This window comes from Streptomyces yunnanensis (genome assembly GCF_029011865.1).
Classification (GTDB): Bacteria; Actinomycetota; Actinomycetes; order Streptomycetales; family Streptomycetaceae; genus Streptomyces; species Streptomyces yunnanensis.
In genome coordinates, this window is the sequence record NZ_CP095749.1 from 2675517 (window position 1) to 2695688 (window position 20172).

The following is a 20172-nucleotide window of genomic DNA, read 5'->3' on the forward strand; positions in this document are numbered from 1 at the left end:
CTGATGACCGAGCCACACGCACCGAACGCCGTACGGGACGTCTACATCGTCGACGCGGTACGGACCCCGGTCGGCAAATACGGCGGCGCGCTGGCCGGATTGCGCCCCGACGACCTCGCCGCCCATGTGGTGCGCGCGCTGGTGGACCGCACCCCGGAGCTCGATCCGGGGCGGATCGACGACGTCTACTTCGGCGACGCCAACGGCGCGGGCGAGGACAACCGCAACGTCGCGCGGATGGCCGTGCTGCTGTCCGGGCTGCCGGTCGGCGTCCCCGGGGTGACCGTCAACCGGCTGTGCGGGTCCGGGCTGGAGGCGGTCATCCAGGCGGCCCGCGCCGTCGCGCACGGCGATGCGGAGATCGCGGTGGCCGGCGGCGTGGAGTCGATGAGCCGGGCGCCGTACGTACTGCGCAAGCCGGACCGGGCCTTCCCCGCGGGCCATCAGGAGATGTTCTCCTCGACGCTGGGCTGGCGGATGGTCAATCCGCGGATGGCGCCGGAGTGGACGGTCCCGCTGGGCGAGGGCGCCGAGCTGATCGCCGACAAGCACGGCATCACCCGCGAACAGCAGGACGTGTTCGCGCTGGCCAGCCACCAGAAGGCGGCCCGGGCCTGGGCGGCGGGCGCCTACGACGCGGAGGTCGTGCCGGTGCCGGGGGCGGAGCCGGCACGCGACGAGACCGTCCGGGAGAACTCCTCGCTGGAGGCGCTCTCCCGGCTGAAGCCGGCGTTCCGCAGTGAGGGCGGCACGGTCACCGCCGGCAACTCCTCGCCGCTCAACGACGGCGCGGCGGCGCTGCTGCTGGTCAGCGAGGAGGGGCTGCGGGCCACCGGGCGGGAGCCGCTGGCCCGGGTACGGGCGAGCGCGGTGACCGGTATCGAGCCGCAGCTGTTCGGGCTCGGCCCGGTGGAGGCGGTCCGGCGGGCGCTGGAACGGGCCGGGCGGAGCTTCGGCGATCTGGCGGTCTGCGAGCTGAACGAGGCGTTCGCGGCCCAGGCGCTGGGCTGCCTCGCCCAGTGGCCGGATCTCGACCCCACCGTGGTCAATCCGCGCGGCGGCGCCATCGCCATCGGGCACCCGCTGGGCGCCTCCGGGGCCCGGCTCGCCGGCGCGGTGGCCCACCAACTCGCCGCACAGGGCTCGGGCACCGGGCTGGCGGCACTGTGCATCGGGGTGGGGCAGGGGCTGGCGATGGTGCTGGAGCGCTAGGGCACCTCTGGCGTCTCAGGGCGCTTCGACCCGGACGGCCCGCCGGGAGGTCGGGGTCGGCCGTCCGGCGGGCGCGCGCCGCCGTCATGGGGCACACTCGTTCATCAATCAACTGTCCCGGTGCTCACGGAGGTTGGCGCGATGGCCCTGCTCGATCCCAAGGACTGGCTCTCCCTGCACGGCGACCCCGCCGAGGCGGTGGAGCCCGCGACGGGCGAGGTGCTGGCCACCCTGACGCTGGCCGCGCCCACCGACGTCGCGGACGCCGCGGCCACGGCCGCCGCGGCGCAGCGGGACTGGGCGCGCAGGCCGTACCCGGAGCGGGCCGCGGTGCTGCGCCGGGCCGGCGATCTGCTCCAGCAGCACGCCGCGGAGATCGGCGAGTGGATCGTCCGGGAGGCCGGCAGCGTCCGCGGCAAGGCCGACTTCGAGCTCCGCACCGCGGCCGAGGAGTGCTACGAGGCCGCCGCGCTCGCCCACCGTCCGCTCGGCCAGGTGCTGCCGTCGGCGGCGCCGCGGCTGTCGTACACCACCCGGGTGCCGGCCGGCGTGGTCGGGGTGATCGCGCCGTTCAACGTCCCGCTGATCCTCGCCGTCCGGTCCGTCGCACCGGCCCTGGCGCTGGGCAACGCCGTGGTGCTCAAGCCCGATCCGCGCACCGCGGTGTGCGGTGGGCACGTCCTCGCGGCGGTCTTCGCCGAGGCCGGCCTGCCGGCGGGGCTGTTGCACGTGCTGCCCGGCGGCGCGGACGTCGGGCGGACGCTGGTGGCGGACCCGCGGGTACGGGTCATCTCCTTCACCGGCTCGACCGCGGCCGGCCGCAGCGTCGGCGCGCTGGCCGCGCAGCACCTCAAGCGGGCCCATCTGGAACTGGGCGGCAACAGCGCGTTCCTGGTGCTGGAGGACGCCGACCTGGACGCCGCGATGTCCACCGCCGCCTGGGCGTCGTTCTTCCACCAGGGACAGGTCTGCATGACGGCGGGCCGTCACCTCGTCCACGCCTCGCGCTACGAGGAGTACGTGGCGCGGCTGGCGGCGAAGGCGGACGCGCTGACCGTCGGGGACCCGTTCCGCGCGCAGGTCCACCTCGGCCCGGTCATCGACCGCGGACAGCTCGGCAGGATCGACGCGCTGGTCCGGGAGAGCGCCGCCGCGGGCGTGCGGATCGCCGCCGGCGGCACCCATCACGAGTTGTTCTACCGGCCGACGGTCCTCGCCGACGCGGACCCGGACGCCACCGGGCCCGGCTCGGTGGGCGCGTCCCCCGCGTACTGCGAGGAGGTGTTCGGCCCGGTGGCCCCGGTCCGCGCCTTCCGGACCCTCGACGAGGCGGTGGCGCTGGCCAACGAGTCGTCCTACGGGCTGGCGCTGGGCGTCGTCACCCGCGACGCGGCCCGCGCCCTGGAGCTGGCCGACCGGATCCCCACCGGTCTGCTGCACATCAACGACCAGACCGTCAACGACGAGCCGGTGGCCGCCTTCGGCGGACTGGCGGACTCCGGTACCGGCTCCCGCTTCGGCGGCGAGGCCAACCTCGACGCGTTCACCGAGACCCGCTGGACCACGGTGCGCGCCACCCCGGCCGCCTACCCCTTCTGAGCCGGCCCGCGCGGTCCGCCCGGGAACCGCCGGTGCCGCGCGACGGAACGGCGCACCGCGATCATGGAACGGACCGGAGCGCGCGGAAACGAACCGAACGCCGCGGAAGAGCGACAACGGACGAAAGGAAACGGGGATGGCGACGCCGGAGCGGCTGGTGGTCATCGGCGGCGATGCGGCGGGGATGGCCGCCGCCTCACAGGCCCGCCGCCACAAAGGGCCCGAGGCACTGACCGTCACGGCCTTCGAACGCGGCCACTTCACCTCGTACTCGGCCTGCGGCATCCCGTACTGGGTGGGCGGCGTGGTGGACGGCCCGGACGCGCTGATCGCCCGCACCGCCGAGGAGCACCGGGCCCGGGACATCGACCTGCGGCTGCGCACCGAGGTCACCGAGATCGACCTGGACCGGGGCCGGGTGCGCAGCCGGGACCTGGCGGACGGCGGCCGCGAGGCGTGGACCGGCTTCGACAAGCTGGTGGTGGCGACCGGGGCGCGCCCGTTGCGCCCGCCGCTGCCGGGCATCGACGCACCGGGCGTGTACGGGGTGCAGACGCTGGACGACGGACAGCGGCTGCTGTACGGCCTGCGCGGCGCGGCGGGCCGGCGGGCGGTGGTGATCGGCGCCGGGTACATCGGCGTGGAGATGGCCGAGGCGCTGGTCCACCGCGGCTTCCAGGTCACGGTCCTGGACCAGGGCGCGCAGCCGATGTCCACCCTCGACCCGGACATGGGGGCGCTGGTGCGCACCGCGATGTGCGACATGGGCATCGAGGTGGTGACGGGTGCGCGGGTGACCGGGGTGCTGACCGACCAGGACGAGGGCCGGGCCCGGGCGGTGGTCACGGAGGACGCCGAGTACCCGGCCGACGTGGTCGTGCTGGGGCTGGGCGTCCGTCCGGAGACCGCCCTGGCCGAGGCGGCCGGGCTGCCGCTGGGCGCGTCCGGGGGACTGCGCACGGATCTGGCGCTGCGGGTGGCCGGCCAGGAGCACGTCTGGGCGGGCGGGGACTGCGTCGAGGTGCGTGACCTGGTCACCGGGGAGCACCGGCACATCGCGCTGGGCACCCACGCCAACAAGCACGGCCAGGTGATCGGCGCCAATGTGGCCGGCGGCTACGCGACCTTCCCGGGTGTCGTCGGCACGGCCGTCAGCAAGGTCTGCGACCTGGAGATCGCCCGCACCGGGCTGTTGGAGAGCCAGGCCCGGGCGGCGGGGCTGCGGTTCGTCACGGTCACCATCGAGTCGACCAGCCGCGCCGGCTACTACCCCGAAGCCCGCCCGATGCACGTGAAGATGCTCGCCGAACGGCGCACCGGACGGCTGCTGGGGGTGCAGATCGTCGGACGGGAGGGCGCCGCGAAGCGGGTGGACATCGCCGCGGTGGCGCTCACCGCGGGGATGACGGTGGAGCGGATGACCGCCCTGGACCTGGGGTACGCCCCGCCGTTCTCGCCGGTCTGGGACCCGGTCCTGGTGGCGGCCCGCAAGGCGGACGCGGCGGTGCGGGCGGCCGGGAGCACCGGCCCGCGCTAGCCGGGGGTGGGCCCGCCCCGCAGGCCCGGCCCGCCCCCGGCTCAGCCGCTCAGCGCGCGGTCTGCGTGTGGACGTACTCGACGAGGCGGGTCAGCGCCTCCGGGTCGGTGTTGGGGAGCACGCCGTGGCCGAGGTTGAAGACGTGACCGGGGAGGCCGGCGGCGGCGTCGAGGACCTCGCGGGCCTTGGTCTCGACGGCCTCGCGGGGGGCGAAGAGCACGGCCGGGTCGAGGTTGCCCTGGAGCGCCTTGCCGGGGCCGACCCGGCGGACCGCCTCGTCCATCGGGACCCGCCAGTCGACGCCGACCACGTCCGCGCCGGCCTCGCCCATCAGGCCGAGGAGTTCGCCGGTGCCCACGCCGAAGTGGATCCGCGGGACGCCGTAGCCGGCGACCGCGTCGAAGACCTTGACGGAGGCCGGCATCACCGAGCGCCGGTAGTCGGCCGGGGAGAGCGCGCCGACCCAGGAGTCGAAGAGCTGGACGGCGCTGGCACCGGCCTCGATCTGGACCTTGAGGAAGGCGGCGGTGATGTCCGCGAGCCGGTCGAGCAGATCGGCCCACAGCTGCGGGTCGCCGTACATCAGGGCCTTGGTGCGCTCGTGGTTGCGGGACGGGCCGCCTTCGACGAGGTAGCTGGCGAGCGTGAACGGGGCGCCGGCGAAGCCGATGAGCGGGGTGGTGCCCAGCTCACGGGTGAGCATGCCGATGGCCTCGGTGACGTAGGAGACGTCGCCGGGCTCCAGCGCGCGCAGCTGCTCCAGGTCGGCGCGGCTGCGGATGGGGTTCTCGACGACCGGGCCGATGCCGGGCTTGATGTCGAGGTCGATGCCGATGGCCTTCAGGGGCACCACGATGTCGCTGAAGTAGATCGCGGCGTCCACGCCGTGCCGGCGCACCGGCTGCAGCGTGATCTCGGTGACCAGCTCCGGCCGCATGCAGGAGTCGAGCATGGCGATGCCCTCGCGGACCTTGCGGTACTCGGGGAGCGAACGACCGGCCTGGCGCATGAACCACACCGGCGTGTGCGGCACCGGTTCACGCCGGCACGCCCTGAGGAAAGCCGAGTCGTACGTAGCGGTCTGCTGCTGGCCCGTAAGGGCATCGTTGGCGCTCACGCGCCAAATCTTCGCACGCGCCCGACGGCACCTCCGAATGGGCGACGCGCGCACCGGGTGTCCTCCGCGTATGAGGGGCGTCTTCCGCCTACCCTTCCGGGCATGGCTGCGGCTCAAGAACACCTCGCGGACAGCGCGGACGAGACCCCGATCCCCTTCCGTCAGGCGGTCGAGGCGCTTCGCGCGGCACGACTGCGGCCGGAGATCGAGACCGGCCCGACACCCGCACCCAAACGCCTCGCCCCGTACGCCTACGCGCTGGAGGCCGCGGTCGTCGAACGCGGGGCGGGGCCGGACGGCGAGGACCGGGACCTGGCGGACGGCCGGCTGGTGGTGCTCCATCAGCCGGCCGGCGACGAGACCTGGCAGGGCACGTTCCGGGTGGTGACGCTGGCCCGCGCGGAACTGGAGCCGGAGATGGGCGCCGATCCGCTGCTGCCCGAGGTCTCGTGGTCCTGGCTGACCGGGGCGCTGGAGGCGCGCGGGGTGCAGTACGGCGCGCCGAGCGGCACGGTCACCCGGGCCGGGTCGTACTACTTCGGCGGGCTCGCGGCGCGGGAGCCGGCGACCCAGATCGAGATCCGGGCCTCGTGGACGCCGGCCGAGGGGCCGGGCGGGGTGCCCGATCTCGCGGCGCACCTGTCGGCGTGGTGCGATCTGCTGTGCCAGGTGGCGGGGCTGCCGCCGGCCCCGGTCGACCCCCCGCCGCGCGGCGGGGTGGTGGCGCTGCCGCAGCGCCGCGGCCCGCAGGCCCGCTGAGGAGTCGTCCGCCCCGTCCATACGACGGCGAGGTGCCGCACGTCCGGGATGTCCGGAAGTGCGGCACCTCGCCGTTTCCGTACGCCTGTGATCACCTCAGTGTGCACTCCATGCTCACCTTGATCGCTCACGCATCCGATTTGCCCGAATTGCCCCTAACTAAATCGTGATCAAACTCTAAAGTCCTGCCGGATTGCTGCCGAAGAGGTCAGTGACCCTTCAAACACGGATCATTCCGGCTTTCCCCAGCCGGCTTCCGTCCCCGCCACTCCCCAGGAGGCCCGGTGTCAGTTCTCCTTGAGCAGCCTTCGAGCCTGGTCGCCTACCGCCCGAACAAACCGACCGCCATGGTCGTCGTAGCCGACCCTCGCGTTCGCTCCACCGTCACCCGTCACCTGTGGGCCCTCGGCGTACGTGACGTGATCGAGGCGTCGTCCATCGCGGAGGCCCGTCCCCGCGTCGGCAACCCACGCGACATCTGCGTGGCCGACGTCCACCTTCCCGACGGCTCCGGCCTGACCCTGCTGTCCGAGACGCGGGCGGCCGGCTGGCCCAACGGCCTCGCGCTGTCCGCCGCCGACGACATCGGCGCCGTGCGCAACGCCCTCGCCGGCGGCGTCAAGGGCTACGTCGTCACCGGCACCCGCACCAACCTGGGCCTGCCGGGCCGGCCGGGCGCCGCGCCGATCGGCGCCAACGCGGCCCGGATGCAGCGCCGCCCGCCGGGCGCGCCGGGCCACCCCGGCGGCTACCGCGAGCTGTCGGGGCGCGAGGTGGAGGTGTTGCGGCTGGTGGCGGAGGGCCAGTCCAACAAGGCCATCGGGGTGTCGATGGGGCTGTCGGCGCTGACCGTCAAGAGCCACCTCGCCCGGATCGCGCGCAAGCTCGGCACCGGCGACCGGGCCGGGATGGTGGCGGTCGCACTGCGCACCGGCATCATCCACTGAACCCCGCTTCCCGACCCTTCTCGCCCGTCGAGGGAACATTCCCCCGACGGGCGACGTGCATACACAGATACCCTTGACTGGTGACCGACGCCCAAAAGACCGCAGCAGACACGACACTGCGAGCACCCGGAGAATCGCCTCCGGATTCCCGACCGGCGCCGGAACCCCTACTGGAACCCCGCGAGGGCATCCCCCCGGTGACCGCCACACCCGAGGCGCTCGCCGAGGTCGTCGCCGCCTTCCAGGCCGGTCGCGGTCCGGTCGCCGTGGACGCCGAGCGTGCCTCCGGCTACCGCTACGGCCAGCGCGCCTACCTGGTCCAGCTGCGCCGTGAGGGCGCCGGCAGCGTGTTGATCGACCCGGTCGGCTGCCCCGACCTCTCCGCGCTCGGCGGGACGATCTGCGACACCGAGTGGGTGCTGCACGCCGCCACCCAGGACCTGCCCTGTCTGCGCGACATAGGGATGGTCCCCACCAAGCTGTTCGACACCGAGCTGGCCGGGCGACTGGCCGGCTTCGCCCGGGTCGGCCTGGGCGCCATGGTCGAGAACGTCCTCGGCTACGCCCTGGAGAAGGGCCACTCGGCCGTCGACTGGTCCACCCGCCCGCTGCCCGATCCGTGGCTGCGCTACGCCGCGCTCGACGTCGAACTGCTGGTGGACCTGCGCGACGCGCTGGAGGAGGAGCTGGACCGCCAGGGAAAGCTGGAGTGGGCCCGGCAGGAGTTCGCGGCCATCGCCACCGCTCCCCCGCCGCCGCCCCGCAAGGACCCCTGGCGCCGCACGTCCGGTATGCACAAGGTGCGCCGGCGTCGGCAGATGGCGGTCGTGCGGGAGCTGTGGACGCTGCGCGACCAGGTCGCGCAGCGGCGCGACGTCTCCCCCGGCAAGGTGCTCGGCGACGCCGCGATCATCGAGGCCGCGCTCCAACTCCCGCCCAACACCCACGCGCTGGCCGCGCTGTCCGGGTTCGGGCACCGGATGGGCCGGCGCCAGCTGGAGCAGTGGCAGGCCGCCGTGGACCGCGCCCGGGCGCTGCCGGACAACGAGCTGCCGCAGCCCGGCCAGCCGTTCAACGGCCCGCCGCCGCCCCGCTCGTGGGCCGACAAGGACCCGGCCGCCGCCGCCCGGCTGTCGGCCGCCCGCACGGCGGTGACCGCGCTCGCCGAGCAGCTGAACCTCCCCCAGGAGAACCTCATCACCCCAGACACCGTCCGCAGGCTCTGCTGGGAGCCGCCGGCCGGCCCGACCCCGGAGACGGTCGCCGAAGTCCTGGCCGGACACGGCGCCCGTCCCTGGCAGATCGAGCTGGTCGCACCACTCCTCACTGAGGCACTGGTGGCAGGCGGTTCCTGACCGGCCCCGCGACACCACCGACGGCCCCGGCCGCGCAGCACCGCGCGGCCGGGGCCGTCCGCGTTCCCGGCGGCCTTCGCATCCGCGACACCCGGAGGGTTCCGGCCACCGGGCGGTGTGACGTTCGCCGCTCCGGGCGAGGGGGGTGTGCAGCTTGGTTACCCGTAAGTAGCATGGGCATGTGACGCGTCCTCCGGGGCGCGCTTGCAGCAGTGCCATCCCGCACCTGGAGGAGAGCCAACGTGCCTCGTACCGCTAGGGACGTCGTCTTCGTCGACGGCGTCCGCACCCCGTTCGGCAAGGCGGGCCCGAAGGGCATTTACCACGAGACCCGCGCCGACGACCTGGTCGTCAAGTGCATCCGGGAGCTGCTGCGCCGCAACCCGGACCTGGACCCGGCCCGGATCGACGAGGTCGCCCTCGCCGCCACCACCCAGATCGGCGACCAGGGCCTGACCCTGGGCCGCACCGCCGCCATCCTGGCGGGGCTGCCGAAGTCCGTGCCCGGTTTCTCCGTCGACCGGATGTGTGCCGGTGCGATGACCGCGGTGACCAGCGTCGCCGGCGGGGTGGCCTTCGGCGCGTACGACATCGCCGTGGCCGGCGGTGTCGAGCACATGGGCCGCCACCCGATGGGCGAGGGCGTGGACCCCAACCCGCGCTTCGTGTCGGAGAAGCTGGTCGACCAGTCCGCGCTCTTCATGGGCATGACGGCGGAGAACCTCCACGACCGGCTGCCGCACCTCACCAAGCAGCGCGCCGACGAGTACGCGGTGCGCAGCCAGGAGAAGGCCGCGAAGGCGTACGCCAACGGCAAGATCCAGGCCGACCTGGTGCCGATCTCGGTGCGCCGCACCAACGCCGAGGCCGGCGAGACCGGTTGGGGCCTGGCCACCGCCGACGAGCCGATGCGTCCGGGCACGACGCTGGAGAACCTCGCCGGCCTGAAGACCCCGTTCCGGCCGCACGGCCGGGTGACCGCGGGCAACGCCGCCGGCCTCAACGACGGCGCCACCGCCTCGCTGATCGCCGCCGAGGACGTGGCCCGCGAGCTGGGCCTGCCGGTCAAGATGCGCCTGGTGGACTACGCCTTCGCGGGCGTCGAGCCCGAGGTGATGGGCATCGGCCCGGTCCCGGCGACCGAGAAGGCGCTGGCCAAGGCCGGTCTGACGATCGACGACATCGGCCTGTTCGAGATCAACGAGGCGTTCGCCGTCCAGGTGCTCTCGCTGCTCGACCACTACGGCATCGCCGACGACGACCCGCGGGTCAACCAGTACGGCGGCGCGATCGCCTTCGGTCACCCGCTGGCGTCGTCCGGCGTGCGTCTGATGACGCAGCTGGCGCGGCAGTTCGAAGAGCAGCCCGAGGTCCGCTACGGCCTCACCACCATGTGCGTCGGCTTCGGCATGGGCGGCACGGTCATCTGGGAAAACCCGCACTGGGAGGGCAAGTGAGCACCACCGCTGAACTGTTGAAGGGTGCGGCCGAGCTGTTCCCGGACGAGGTCGTGACGCAGGCGCACGTGCGCCACCTCGACCTCCCCAAAGGCGCGGGCCGGTTCGCGCTCATCACGCTGGACAACGGCCTGGACCACACCAAGCCGACCACCTTCGGCCCGCAGTCGCTGGCGAACCTCAACGTCGCGATCGACCAGGTCGAGAAGGAGGCCGCGGACGGCGAGATCGTCGGCGCCGGCATCACCGGCAAGCCGTTCATCTTCGCCGTGGGCGCCGACCTCAAGGGCGTCGAGCTGCTGGCGCGGCACGAGGACGCGCTGGCCATCGGCAAGGGCGGCCACGACGTCTTCAAGCGGCTGTCGGCGCTTGCCGTGCCGAGCTTCGCGTACTACAACGGCGCCGCGATGGGCGGCGGTGTCGAGGTCGGTCTGCACTGCACCTACCGCACCGTCTCCAAGGCACTGCCGGCGTTCTCGCTGCCCGAGGTCTTCCTCGGCCTGGTCCCCGGCTGGGGCGGCTGCGCGCTGCTGCCGAACCTCATCGGCGCGGACCGCGCGGTGAGCGTGATCATCGAGAACTCGCTCAACCAGAACAAGCAACTCAAGGGCGAGCAGGTCTTCGACCTGGGCATCGCGGACGCGCTCTTCGAGGGCGCGGACTTCCTGGAGCGGTCGCTGGACTGGACCGCGGCGGTGCTCAAGGGCGAGACCGAGGTCGCCCGTCCCGAGATCGACCGCGGCGAGGCGTGGGACGCCGCCGTGCAGCGCGGCAAGGCGATCGCGGACAGCAAGGTGCACGGCGCGGCCCCGGCCGCCTACCGCGCGCTGGACATCATCGCGGCGGCCAAGAACGGCGACCTGCGGCAGGGCTTCGACGCCGAGGACCAGGCGCTCGCCGACCTGATCATGGGCGGCGAACTGCGGTCCGGCATCTACGCGTTCAACCTGGTGCAGAAGCGCGCCAAGCGACCGGCCGGCGCGCCGGACAAGTCGCTGGCGCGGCCGGTCACCAAGGTGGGCGTCGTCGGCGCCGGCCTGATGGCCTCCCAGCTGGCGCTGCTGTTCGCCCGCCGCCTGGAGGTCCCGGTCGTCCTCACCGACATCGACCAGGCGCGGATCGACAAGGGCGTGCAGTACGTCCACGGCGAGATCGACAAGCTGCTGCTCAAGGGCCGGGTCAACCAGGACAAGGCGAACCGCCTCAAGGGCCTGGTCAGCGGCCACCTCGACAAGGCCGCGGCGTTCGGCGACGCGGACTTCGTCATCGAGGCCGTCTTCGAGGAGATGGGCGTCAAGCAGCAGGTGTTCGCCGAGGTCGAGGCGGTGGTGCCGGAGCACGCCATCCTCGCCACCAACACCTCCTCGCTGTCGGTCACCGAGATGGCCTCGAAGCTGAAGCACCCCGAGCGGGTCGTGGGCTTCCACTTCTTCAACCCGGTCGCGATCCTGCCGCTGCTGGAGATCGTCCGGGCGGAGCAGACCGACGACGCGTCGCTGGCCACCGCCTTCGCGGTCGCCAAGTCGCTGAAGAAGACGGCCGTGCTGGTGAAGGACGCCCCGGCGTTCGTCGTCAACCGCATCCTGACCCGCTTCATGGGCGAGATCCAGAACGTCATCGACGAGGGCACCCCGGTCGAGGTCGCCGAGAAGGCGGTCGAGCCCCTGGGCCTGCCGATGTCGCCGCTGGTCCTGCTGGAGCTGGTCGGCCCGGCGATCGGCCTGCACGTCTCCGAGACGCTGCACGGCGCGTTCCCGGAGCGCTTCACGGTCTCCCCGAACCTCAAGGCCGTCGTCGAGGCCGGCAAGCGCGGCTTCTACGTCTACGACTCCGGCAAGCCGGAGCTGGACCCGGAGGTCGCCGCGCTGCTCAAGCAGGGCGACGCGGTGCTGACCGAGGAGCAGGTCCGCGACCGGGTGCTGGACGCCGTCGCGCAGGAGATCCGGCTGATGCTGGACGAGGGCGTGGTGGCCGAGGCGCAGGACATCGACCTGTGCCTGATCACCGGCGCCGGCTGGCCCTTCCACCTGGGCGGCATCACGCCGTACCTGGACCGTGAGGGCGTCTCCGAGCGGGTGACGGGCAAGAAGTTCCTGGCCCCGGGCGTCGCGAGCGTTCCCGCGTAAGGGACTCCCGCCACAGGGAAGTTGGCGCGCGGACCGGCTGGGTGGAGCCGGTCCGCGCGTCTTTCGCGTGCGGCGGGCGGGGCCCCGGGCGGTGCCGTCCGTGGCAGGCTGACGGCATGGATTCCTTGGTCGTTGTCGATGCCGCGAACGTCGTCGGCTCGGTGCCCGACGGCTGGTGGCGGGACCGGCGCGGCGCGGCCGAGCGGCTGCGGGACGCGCTGCCCGGCTGTGCCGAGGCGGGCCTGCCGGGGCTGGTCGAACCGCCGCTGGAACTGCTGCTGGTGGTGGAGGGCGCCGCGCGCGGGGTGGCGTCGGTGCCGGGTGTGCGGGTGGTGTCGGCGGACGGCAGCGGCGACGACACGATCGTGCGCCTGGTCGCCGAAGAGGGCGCGGGACGGGACTGCCTGGTGGTCACCGCGGACCGCGGGCTGCGCGAACGCGTACAAGCGCTGGGCGCCCGCGTGACGGGCCCGCGGGCGGTGTGGGGCGGCAGGGGGCGGAGCGGGGCTCCGTAGCCGCCGAGAGCGGCGCCTGCGGCCGCCCGGGGAGGTACGCGCCGGGCGGCGGGCGAGGGCGTTGCGGACCCGGGCCGGATCGGACCGCGCTAGGCCGTGTCGCGCTGTCGCTGGCGGACGGCGAGGCGGCTGTGGGTGCGCCCGTAGACGAAGTAGACGGCGAACCCGAGCGCCATCCAGATCGCGAAGCGGATCCAGGTCTCGGCCGGCAGGTTGAGCATCAGCCAGAGCGAGGCGAGCACCGACAGCAGCGGGACGAACGGGACCAACGGGGTGCGGAAGGCGCGCGGCAGATCGGGGCGGGCGCGGCGGAGCAGGACGACGCCGATGGCGACCACGACGAAGGCGAAGAGCGTGCCGATGTTGACGAGTTCGGCCAGCACGTCGATGGAGGTGAAGCCGGCGACCACCGCGACGACGACGCCCAGGACGATGGTCGAGCGGTGCGGGGTGCCGAACTTCGGGTGCACGCGGGAGAAGAGCTGCGGCAGCAGCCCGTCCCGGCTCATCGCGAAGAACACCCGGCTCTGGCCGAGCAGCAGGATCATGCACACCGAGGTCAGGCCGACCGCCGCGCCGAAGCTGATCAGGCCCGCGTAGAAGGGGTGGCCGACGTGCTTGAAGGCGTCGGCGAGCGGGGCGTCGACGGAGAGCTGGTCGTATCTCTCCATGCCGGTGACGACGACCGACACGGCGACGTACAGCAGGGTGCAGATGGCCAGCGAGCCGAGGATGCCGCGCGGCACGTCGCGCTGCGGGACGCGGGTCTCCTCGGCCGCGGTGGCCACGATGTCGAAGCCGATGAAGGCGAAGAAGACCACCGCGGCCGCCGCGAAGATGCCCATCACCCCGAAGTCGGACGGGGCGAAGCCGAACATCAGCTGGGAGAGCGGCGCGGTCAGGCCGCCGCCTGCCGTGCTGGGCCGGCTGGGCGGGATGAACGGGTCGTAGTTGGCACCCGAGACGAAGAACGAGCCGGCGATGATCACCAGCAGCACGACGGTGACCTTGACGCCCACGACCACCGTCGTCACCCGGGACGAGAGCTTCATGCCGAGCACCAGGATGCCGGTGATCACCAGGACCAGGACACAGGCGAGCAGGTCGAAGCCGAACTGCCCGCCGTGGCTGCCGGACAGCATCGACGGCAGGTGCAGCCCCCCGGTGTCGAGCAGCGAACGGACGTAGCCCGACCAGCCGACGGCGACCACCGCGCACCCCAGGGCCAGCTCCAGGATCAGGTCCCAGCCGATGATCCAGGCGGGCAGTTCGCCCAGCGAGGCGTACGAGAAGGTGTACGCCGAGCCGGCGACCGGCACGGTGGAGGCGAACTCCGCGTAGCACAGCGCCGCCAGCGCGCAGACCACGCCGGCGACGACGAACGAGAGCGCGACGGCGGGTCCCGCCTGCTCCTTGGCGATCTTCCCGGTGAGGACGAAGATGCCGGTGCCGATGACGACACCGACGCCGAAGACGGTGAGGTCCAGCGCCGAGAGGGACTTCCTGAGGGCGTGTTCCGGCTCCTCGGTGTCCTGGATCGACTGCTCGATGCTCTTCGTCCGCAGGACGCCGCGATCGCGGCGCGTCCCGCCCCCTGGTCCGTGTCCCTGTGGTCCGTGCTGTGTGCTCATGGGCGAACCTCCGCCTGGACTGCCCTCGCAACTCTCCTGAACTGACCGAGTTTCCGCAATGTCTGGAAATGGTCATCGTCGGCGGGGCCTCCGGGCCCGGGGATTCACCCGATGGGGTGGGGAATGGCGGAGATGCCGATGGGCCGGCCGGAACATCCGTAAGGACGTCCGGCCGGCCCATCGGGCGGGCGGTGCGGGCCGCGGGTCAGTCGCGGGCCACCTCGGCGGGCGCGGTCGCGGCCCCGCCGCCGACCGCCTCCGGGGCGACCGGTTCCGCGGCGGCCGGGACGCCGGCGGTGCGCCCGGCGCCCGCGGCGTCGTCGTCGCGGTTGTCCATCTTGGCGACCAGCCCGGTCACCTGGCGGGCGATGTCCGGCGCGGTCAGCCCGATCTCGGCCATGACCTCCTTGCGGGAGGCGTGGTCCAGGAACCGCTCGGGGATGCCGAAGTCGCGCAGCGGGATGTCCACGCCGGCGTCCCGGAGCGCCTGGGCGACGGCCGAACCGACGCCGCCGGTGCGGATGTTGTCCTCGACGGTGACGACCACCCGGTGCTCGGCGGCCAGGCCCGGCAGCGCCTCGTCGACCGGCTTGACCCAGCGCGGGTCCACGACGGTGGTGGAGATGCCCTGCTTGTCGAGCAGGTCGGCGACCTCCAGGCACATCGGGGCGAGCGCGCCGACCGACACCAGCAGGACGTCCGGGCGCGCGACGGAGTCGGCCGGCCGGCGCAGCACGTCCATGCCGCCGACCCGGTCGACGGCCTCGACGGCCGGGCCGACCGCGCCCTTGGAGTAGCGCACCACGGTCGGCGCGTCGTCGATCTCGACGGCCTCCCGCAGCTGGAGGCGCACCTGCTCGGCGTCGCGCGGGGCGGCCAGCCGCAGGCCGGGCACGACCTGGAGGATCGACATGTCCCACATGCCGTTGTGCGAGGCGCCGTCGGTGCCGGTGACGCCGGCCCGGTCCAGCACGAAGGTGACGCCGCACCTGTGCAGCGCGACGTCCATCAGGACCTGGTCGAAGGCGCGGTTGAGGAAGGTGGCGTAGACCGCGAAGACCGGGTGCAGCCCGGCGGTGGCCATGCCGGCGGCGGAGACCGCGGCGTGCTGCTCGGCGATGCCGACGTCGTAGACCCGGTCCGGGAACGCCTTGGCGAACTTCTCCAGGCCGACCGGCTGGAGCATGGCCGCCGTGATGGCGACGATGTCCTCGCGCTCCTTGCCCAGCGCGACCATCTCGTCACCGAAGACGCCGGTCCAGTCCTTGCCGCCGGAGGAGAGGGGCAGGCCGGTGTCGGGGTGGATCGGGCCGATGCCGTGGAAGCGGTCGGCCTCGTCCTGCTCGGCGGGCTTGTAGCCGCGGCCCTTCTCGGTGAGGCAGTGGACGATCACCGGGCCGCCGAAGCGCTTGGCGCGGGCCAGCGCGGACTCCAGCGCCTCGATGTCGTGGCCGTCGATCGGGCCGACGTACTTCAGGCCCAGGTCCTCGAACATGCCCTGCGGCGCGATGAAGTCCTTCAGGCCCTTCTTGGCCCCGTGCAGCGTCTCGTAGAGCGGCTTGCCGACGACCGGGGTGCGCTCCAGGATGTCCTTGCCGCGGGCCAGGAAGCGCTCGTAGCCGTCGGTGGTGCGGAGCGTGGCGAGGTGGTTGGCCAGGCCGCCGATGGTCGGCGCGTAGGAGCGCTCGTTGTCGTTGACGACGATGACCAGCGGGCGGTCCTTGGCGGCGGCGATGTTGTTGAGCGCCTCCCAGGCCATCCCGCCGGTGAGGGCGCCGTCACCGATGACGGCCACCACCCGGTCGTCCCGGCGGCGGACCTCGTTGGCCTTGGCGATGCCCTCGGCCCAGCCCAGGACGGTGGAGGCGTGGCTGTTCTCGATGACGTCGTGCGCGGACTCGGCGCGGGAGGGGTAGCCGGAGAGGCCGCCCTTGGCCTTGAGCTTGCCGAAGTCCTGGCGGCCGGTCAGCAGCTTGTGGACGTAGGACTGGTGTCCGGTGTCCCAGAGGACCTTGTCCTTGGGGGAATGGAAAACACGGTGCAGGGCGATGGTCAGCTCGACCACGCCGAGGTTCGGGCCGAGGTGTCCGCCGGTCTTGGAGACCGCGTCGACGAGGAAGCCGCGGATCTCGCCCGCGAGCTGCGTGAGCTGCTCCGGGGAGAGCCGGTCCAAGTCGCGCGGCCCCTTGATACGGGTCAGCAATGCCACCCCATGCCTCCTTGCTGCCGTAGGTCGAGCTTGCCGATCAGATGAGTCTAATGTTGCGTCCGCCGCCGGCGCGGCCGGGCCCGGCGATGTATGTCACTCGGGTGACAGCCGCCTCGAACGCCTGTTTCCAGCCGCCCCGGCAGTTCCCCGGGCACGGCACGGCCCCCATCGGAAGACGTCCGATGGGGGCCGGTTTCCGCCCTGTCGCGCAGACTGTTGCAGTCTTACGACATTGCGCGGCCTCAGTGCGCCGGGGCGCCCCGGCGGAGACGCGACAGGGCCTAGGTCCGCCCGGCGGTCTTCTGGGTCCGCCGGGACACCGAGTCGATCACCACGGCGGCCAGCAGCACCGCGCCGGTGATCATGTACTGGATCTCGCTCGCCATGCCGAGCAGGTTCAGGCCCTGCTGGATGGACTGGATCACCAGCATGCCCAGCAGCGCGGACCAGATCTTGCCGCGGCCGCCGAAGAGGCTGGTGCCGCCGATGACCGCCGCGGCGATGACGTTCATCAGGGTGTTGCCGGAGCCCAGGTTCTTGGTGGCGCCGCCGGAGAGGCTGGCGATGAACAGCCCGCCGAAGGCGGCGAGCATCCCGGAGATCGCGAAGACGGTGATCCGGACCCGGTTGACGTTGATGCCGGCGCGGCGGGCCGCCTCGGCGTTGCCGCCGACCGCGAAGATCTGCCGGCCGTAGCCGGTGCGGCGCACCACGAAGTCCGCGACGACCAGGACGCCGAGGAAGAGCACCAGGGCCAGCGGCAGCCCGCGGGCGCCGGACGGCTCGTTGAGGACGTAGGCGACGGCGAAGGCGATCACCGCGACCACGCCGGTGCGCAGCAGGATCTCGCTGAACGGCCGGGACGGCAGGGTCGCGGCCCGGCGGCGCCGGCTGTCCAGCAGCAGGGAGCCCGCGTAGGCGAGGACCGCGATCAGGGCCAGGCCGTAGGCGGCGGCCTTGTCCTCGAAGTAGTAGCCGGTGAGGTTCTCCACCAGGCTGCCGCTGGGCGTGTTGATGGAGCCTTCCTTGCCCATCATCCAGATCTGCAGGCCGCTCCAGCCGAGGAATCCGGCCAGGGTGACGACGAAAGCGGGCACGCCGATCTTGGCGAAAAAGAAGCCGTGCAGGACGCCGATGACGGCGCCGGCGGCGATCGCGATCAGGACCGCGAGCCAGTCGTTGACGCCGTGGGTGACGCTCAGCACCGCCCAGACGGCCGCGCCCACGCCGGCGACCGAGCCGACCGAGAGGTCGATCTCGCCGAGCAGCAGGACGAAGACGATGCCGACCGCCATGATGCCCAGGCCGGAGGTGTAGACGCCGATGTTGGCGAGGCTGCCCGCGGACAGGAAGCTGCTGTTCTTGAGCTGGAAGACGACCGCGATGATCACCAGGCCGACGATGACCGGCAGGGATCCCAGCTCACCGCCGCGGATCCGGCGCACGAACTCGCCGAAGTAGCCGGCGAATCCTTTCTGTCTGACCAGCAGCCGGGGGTCGACGGCGGCCGGCTGCGGGGTCTCCGGCGTGGCCTCGGCAGTCTGCTGTTCGTTCATGCCCCGGCCTCCTTCTTGAGCTGGTCGGTGCGCGCCTTGCGGCGGGTGACGGCGTTGTCGTCGGCACCGGTGATGGCGGCGATGATCTCTTCGTGGGAGGTGTCCGCGACGTCGAAGACACCGTTGTTGCGGCCCAGCCGCAGGACCGCCACCCGGTCCGCGACGGCCAGCACGTCGGCCATGTTGTGGCTGATCAGGATGACGCCGAGGTCGCGCTCGCGGAGCCGCTCGACGAGGTCGAGGACCTGCGCGGTCTGCTCGACGCCGAGGGCGGCGGTCGGCTCGTCGAGGATGACGATCTTCGGGTCGCCGATCAGCGCGCGGGCGATGGCGACGACCTGCCGCTGACCGCCGGAGAGCGCGGCGACGGGGATCCGGACGCTGGGGATCCGGATGGACAGGGTGTCCAGCAGTTCCTTGGCCCGCTTCTCCATGGCGATCTCGTCGAGGACGCCGGCGGTGCTGAGCTCGTTGCCGAGGTAGAGGTTGGCGACGACGTCGAGGTTGTCGCAGAGCGCGAGGTCCTGGTAGACGGTGGCGACGCCGAGTTCCTGGGCGTCGTGCGGCTTGGTGACGCGGACCGGCGCGCCCTCCCATTCGATGACGCCGTCGTCGACCGGGTGGACGCCCGAGATGGTCTTGACGAGGGTGGACTTTCCGGCGCCGTTGTCGCCGACGAGGGCGACCACCTCACCGGCGCGGATCTCCAGCGTGACGTCGGTGAGCGCCTGGACGGCGCCGAACCGCTTGGAGACCCCGCGCAACGCCAGGACAGGCGTAGCGGACACGTGAATCATCTCCTTCACCGCCGTCGCTGCGGCGGGAACGGTGGTGCGAGTGCGGGGGTGTGCGGGCCCCCGGCGCGGCGACCGGGGCCACCGGGCCGGGGGCGGGGGCGGGACGGAAGCGGGCCGGACGGGGCCCGCCGCCCGCCCTACTTGATGCCCGCCGCCTCGCACGCCGCCTTGACGTCGGCGGTGCAGATCTGGCTCGCCTGGTAGACCTTGTCCTTCAGGATCGTGTCCTTGATGTTGTCCTTGGTCACGACCTGGGCGTCGTAGAGCTTGGCGGGGATGCCCTTGACCTCGCCGCTGAGGCTGTCCACCTTGGTGGGCGTCAGGGAGTCGGCCTTCTCGCCCTTGAGCAGCTTGACCGCGATCTCGGCGGTGGTGTCGGCCTGCGGCTGGATCTGCTTGTAGATGGTGAACGCCTGCTCGCCCTTGAGGACCCGCTGGAGTCCCGCGAGCTCGGAGTCCTGGCCGCCGACCGGGACGGTCATGCCCCGCTGCTTGAGGGCGGTGATGATGCCGCCGGCCATGCCGTCGTTGGCGGAGTAGACGGCCTGGATGCCGTCCTTGCCGAGCGAGTCGATGGCCGCGTTCATCTTCTTGTTGGCCTCGTCCGACGACCAGTCCGGGATGTCCTGCTCGTAGACGACCTTCTTGACCTGCTTGTCGAGGACGCTGTGGGCGCCCCGCTTGAAGAACGGCGCGTTGGGGTCGGTCGGCGAGCCGTTGATCATGACGACATTGCTGTCCTTGGCCTGGTCGCCGAGCGCCTTGACCAGTGCCTCGCCCTGGAGGCGGCCGATCTTCTCGTTGTCGTAGGAGACGTAGGCGGAGATCTGGCCCTCGGCCAGGCGGTCGTAGGCGACGACCTTGACGCCCTGCTTGGCGGCCTGGTCCACCCAGGACCTGGTGGCCTTGTAGTCGACCGGGTCCAGGACGATCACCTTGACGCCCTGCGTGATCAGGGCGTCGAACTGCTTCTTCTGGGTCTGGGTGTCCTGGTCGGCGTTGTTGTACTTGACCTTGCAGTCCGGGCAGAGCGCCTGGATCTTCTTGGTGATCAGCGGGCGGTCGAAGGTCTCGTAGCGGGTGGTCTTGTTCTCCGGCAGCAGCAGACCGATGGTCTTGCCGTCGCCACCGCCGCCCTTGGCGCCGTCGCCGGCCTTGCCGCAGGCGGCCACGGAGAGCGCCATCGAAACCGCCGCGGTGCCTATGACGACGCGACGCGTCCACACATTGAGCACATTCATTGGGGGTGCCTCCCTGACGTGGCCGCGTCGTTGCGGCCGAGGTGGCTGGAAGTCAACTCGGCCGCCAGCCGACCGTCAAGGAGTAAATTCTTAACGAGATGACAACGGTGCCAT

General features: G+C 72.3%; 15 protein-coding genes. 9 read left to right on the plus strand and 6 right to left on the minus strand.

Annotation, left to right across the window (positions count from 1 at the left end; genetic code table 11):
- The first annotated feature begins 3 nt into the window (after positions 1-3).
- The 3 genes from MOV08_RS11730 to MOV08_RS11740 all read left to right on the plus strand — a co-directional run bounded on the left by MOV08_RS11730 (position 4) and on the right by MOV08_RS11740 (position 4348).
- Positions 4-1212 carry a thiolase family protein gene (locus tag MOV08_RS11730; protein ID WP_275307426.1) on the plus strand — a complete coding sequence of 403 codons (1209 nt, stop codon included), beginning with the start codon at positions 4-6 and terminating at the stop codon, positions 1210-1212.
- A 141-nt stretch (positions 1213-1353) separates the two neighbouring features.
- Positions 1354-2811, plus strand: a complete 1458-nt coding sequence (locus tag MOV08_RS11735; RefSeq protein WP_039631880.1) for an aldehyde dehydrogenase family protein — start codon at positions 1354-1356, stop codon at positions 2809-2811.
- Between the two features lie 136 nt (positions 2812-2947).
- Positions 2948-4348 (plus strand): FAD-dependent oxidoreductase, encoded by a 1401-nt coding sequence (locus MOV08_RS11740; protein ID WP_275307428.1) that lies wholly within the window; start codon positions 2948-2950, stop codon positions 4346-4348.
- A gap of 49 nt (positions 4349-4397) precedes the next feature.
- Here MOV08_RS11740 and hemE read toward each other — a convergent pair whose 3' ends face one another.
- On the minus strand, positions 4398-5465 hold the full coding sequence (hemE, locus tag MOV08_RS11745; protein ID WP_039631884.1) for a uroporphyrinogen decarboxylase: 1068 nt from the start codon (positions 5463-5465) through the stop codon (positions 4398-4400).
- Positions 5466-5567: 102 nt separating this feature from the next.
- On the opposite strand from hemE, the gene MOV08_RS11750 reads away from it, so the two are divergent.
- The 6 genes from MOV08_RS11750 to MOV08_RS11775 all read left to right on the plus strand — a co-directional run bounded on the left by MOV08_RS11750 (position 5568) and on the right by MOV08_RS11775 (position 12624).
- Positions 5568-6224, plus strand: a complete 657-nt coding sequence (locus tag MOV08_RS11750) for a DUF3000 domain-containing protein (RefSeq protein WP_039631886.1) — start codon at positions 5568-5570, stop codon at positions 6222-6224.
- Between the two features lie 284 nt (positions 6225-6508).
- Positions 6509-7171, plus strand: a complete 663-nt coding sequence (locus MOV08_RS11755; protein ID WP_016573641.1) for a response regulator transcription factor — start codon at positions 6509-6511, stop codon at positions 7169-7171.
- A gap of 80 nt (positions 7172-7251) precedes the next feature.
- A complete protein-coding gene (locus tag MOV08_RS11760; RefSeq protein ID WP_275307430.1) occupies positions 7252-8526 on the plus strand; it encodes a ribonuclease D in 1275 nt (424 codons plus the stop codon).
- A gap of 242 nt (positions 8527-8768) precedes the next feature.
- Positions 8769-9983: a thiolase family protein gene (locus MOV08_RS11765; protein ID WP_275307431.1), complete on the plus strand. Its 1215-nt coding sequence runs from the start codon at positions 8769-8771 to the stop codon at positions 9981-9983.
- Complete coding sequence (locus MOV08_RS11770; RefSeq protein WP_275307432.1) at positions 9980-12109, plus strand: 3-hydroxyacyl-CoA dehydrogenase NAD-binding domain-containing protein; 2130 nt, start codon at positions 9980-9982, stop codon at positions 12107-12109. Before MOV08_RS11765 ends, MOV08_RS11770 begins: the two co-directional genes overlap by 4 nt.
- A gap of 116 nt (positions 12110-12225) precedes the next feature.
- Positions 12226-12624 (plus strand): PIN domain-containing protein, encoded by a 399-nt coding sequence (locus tag MOV08_RS11775; protein WP_039631895.1) that lies wholly within the window; start codon positions 12226-12228, stop codon positions 12622-12624.
- Positions 12625-12713: 89 nt separating this feature from the next.
- On the opposite strand, the gene MOV08_RS11780 is transcribed toward MOV08_RS11775, so the two are convergent.
- The 5 genes from MOV08_RS11780 to MOV08_RS11800 form a co-directional block, all read right to left on the minus strand.
- Positions 12714-14255, minus strand: coding sequence for an amino acid permease (locus tag MOV08_RS11780; RefSeq protein ID WP_275307434.1), 1542 nt, complete (start codon positions 14253-14255; stop codon positions 12714-12716).
- A gap of 205 nt (positions 14256-14460) precedes the next feature.
- Positions 14461-16464 carry a 1-deoxy-D-xylulose-5-phosphate synthase gene (dxs, locus tag MOV08_RS11785; RefSeq protein ID WP_275307435.1) on the minus strand — a complete coding sequence of 668 codons (2004 nt, stop codon included), beginning with the start codon at positions 16462-16464 and terminating at the stop codon, positions 14461-14463.
- 281 nt (positions 16465-16745) lie between these two features.
- Positions 16746-18020 (minus strand): sugar ABC transporter permease, encoded by a 1275-nt coding sequence (locus MOV08_RS11790; protein ID WP_275307437.1) that lies wholly within the window; start codon positions 18018-18020, stop codon positions 16746-16748.
- A complete protein-coding gene (locus tag MOV08_RS11795; protein WP_078875711.1) occupies positions 18017-18817 on the minus strand; it encodes an ATP-binding cassette domain-containing protein in 801 nt (266 codons plus the stop codon). Before MOV08_RS11795 ends, MOV08_RS11790 begins: the two co-directional genes overlap by 4 nt.
- Before the next feature lie 137 nt (positions 18818-18954).
- Positions 18955-20001: a sugar ABC transporter substrate-binding protein gene (locus MOV08_RS11800; protein WP_275311762.1), complete on the minus strand. Its 1047-nt coding sequence runs from the start codon at positions 19999-20001 to the stop codon at positions 18955-18957.
- Between the last annotated feature and the right edge of the window lie 171 nt (positions 20002-20172).

Bases quoted from the DNA above. Each gene is read 5' to 3' on its own strand.
- MOV08_RS11730 (WP_275307426.1), top strand. From the start codon at position 4: ATGACCGAGCCACACGCACCGAACGCCGTACGGGACGTCTACATCGTC.
- MOV08_RS11735 (WP_039631880.1), top strand. From the start codon at position 1,354: ATGGCCCTGCTCGATCCCAAGGACTGGCTCTCCCTGCACGGCGACCCC.
- MOV08_RS11740 (WP_275307428.1), top strand. From the start codon at position 2,948: ATGGCGACGCCGGAGCGGCTGGTGGTCATCGGCGGCGATGCGGCGGGG.
- MOV08_RS11750 (WP_039631886.1), top strand. From the start codon at position 5,568: ATGGCTGCGGCTCAAGAACACCTCGCGGACAGCGCGGACGAGACCCCG.
- MOV08_RS11775 (WP_039631895.1), top strand. From the start codon at position 12,226: ATGGATTCCTTGGTCGTTGTCGATGCCGCGAACGTCGTCGGCTCGGTG.
- MOV08_RS11780 (WP_275307434.1), bottom strand. From the start codon at position 14,255: ATGAGCACACAGCACGGACCACAGGGACACGGACCAGGGGGCGGGACG.
- MOV08_RS11790 (WP_275307437.1), bottom strand. From the start codon at position 18,020: ATGAACGAACAGCAGACTGCCGAGGCCACGCCGGAGACCCCGCAGCCG.
- MOV08_RS11795 (WP_078875711.1), bottom strand. From the start codon at position 18,817: ATGATTCACGTGTCCGCTACGCCTGTCCTGGCGTTGCGCGGGGTCTCC.
- MOV08_RS11800 (WP_275311762.1), bottom strand. From the start codon at position 20,001: ATGGCGCTCTCCGTGGCCGCCTGCGGCAAGGCCGGCGACGGCGCCAAG.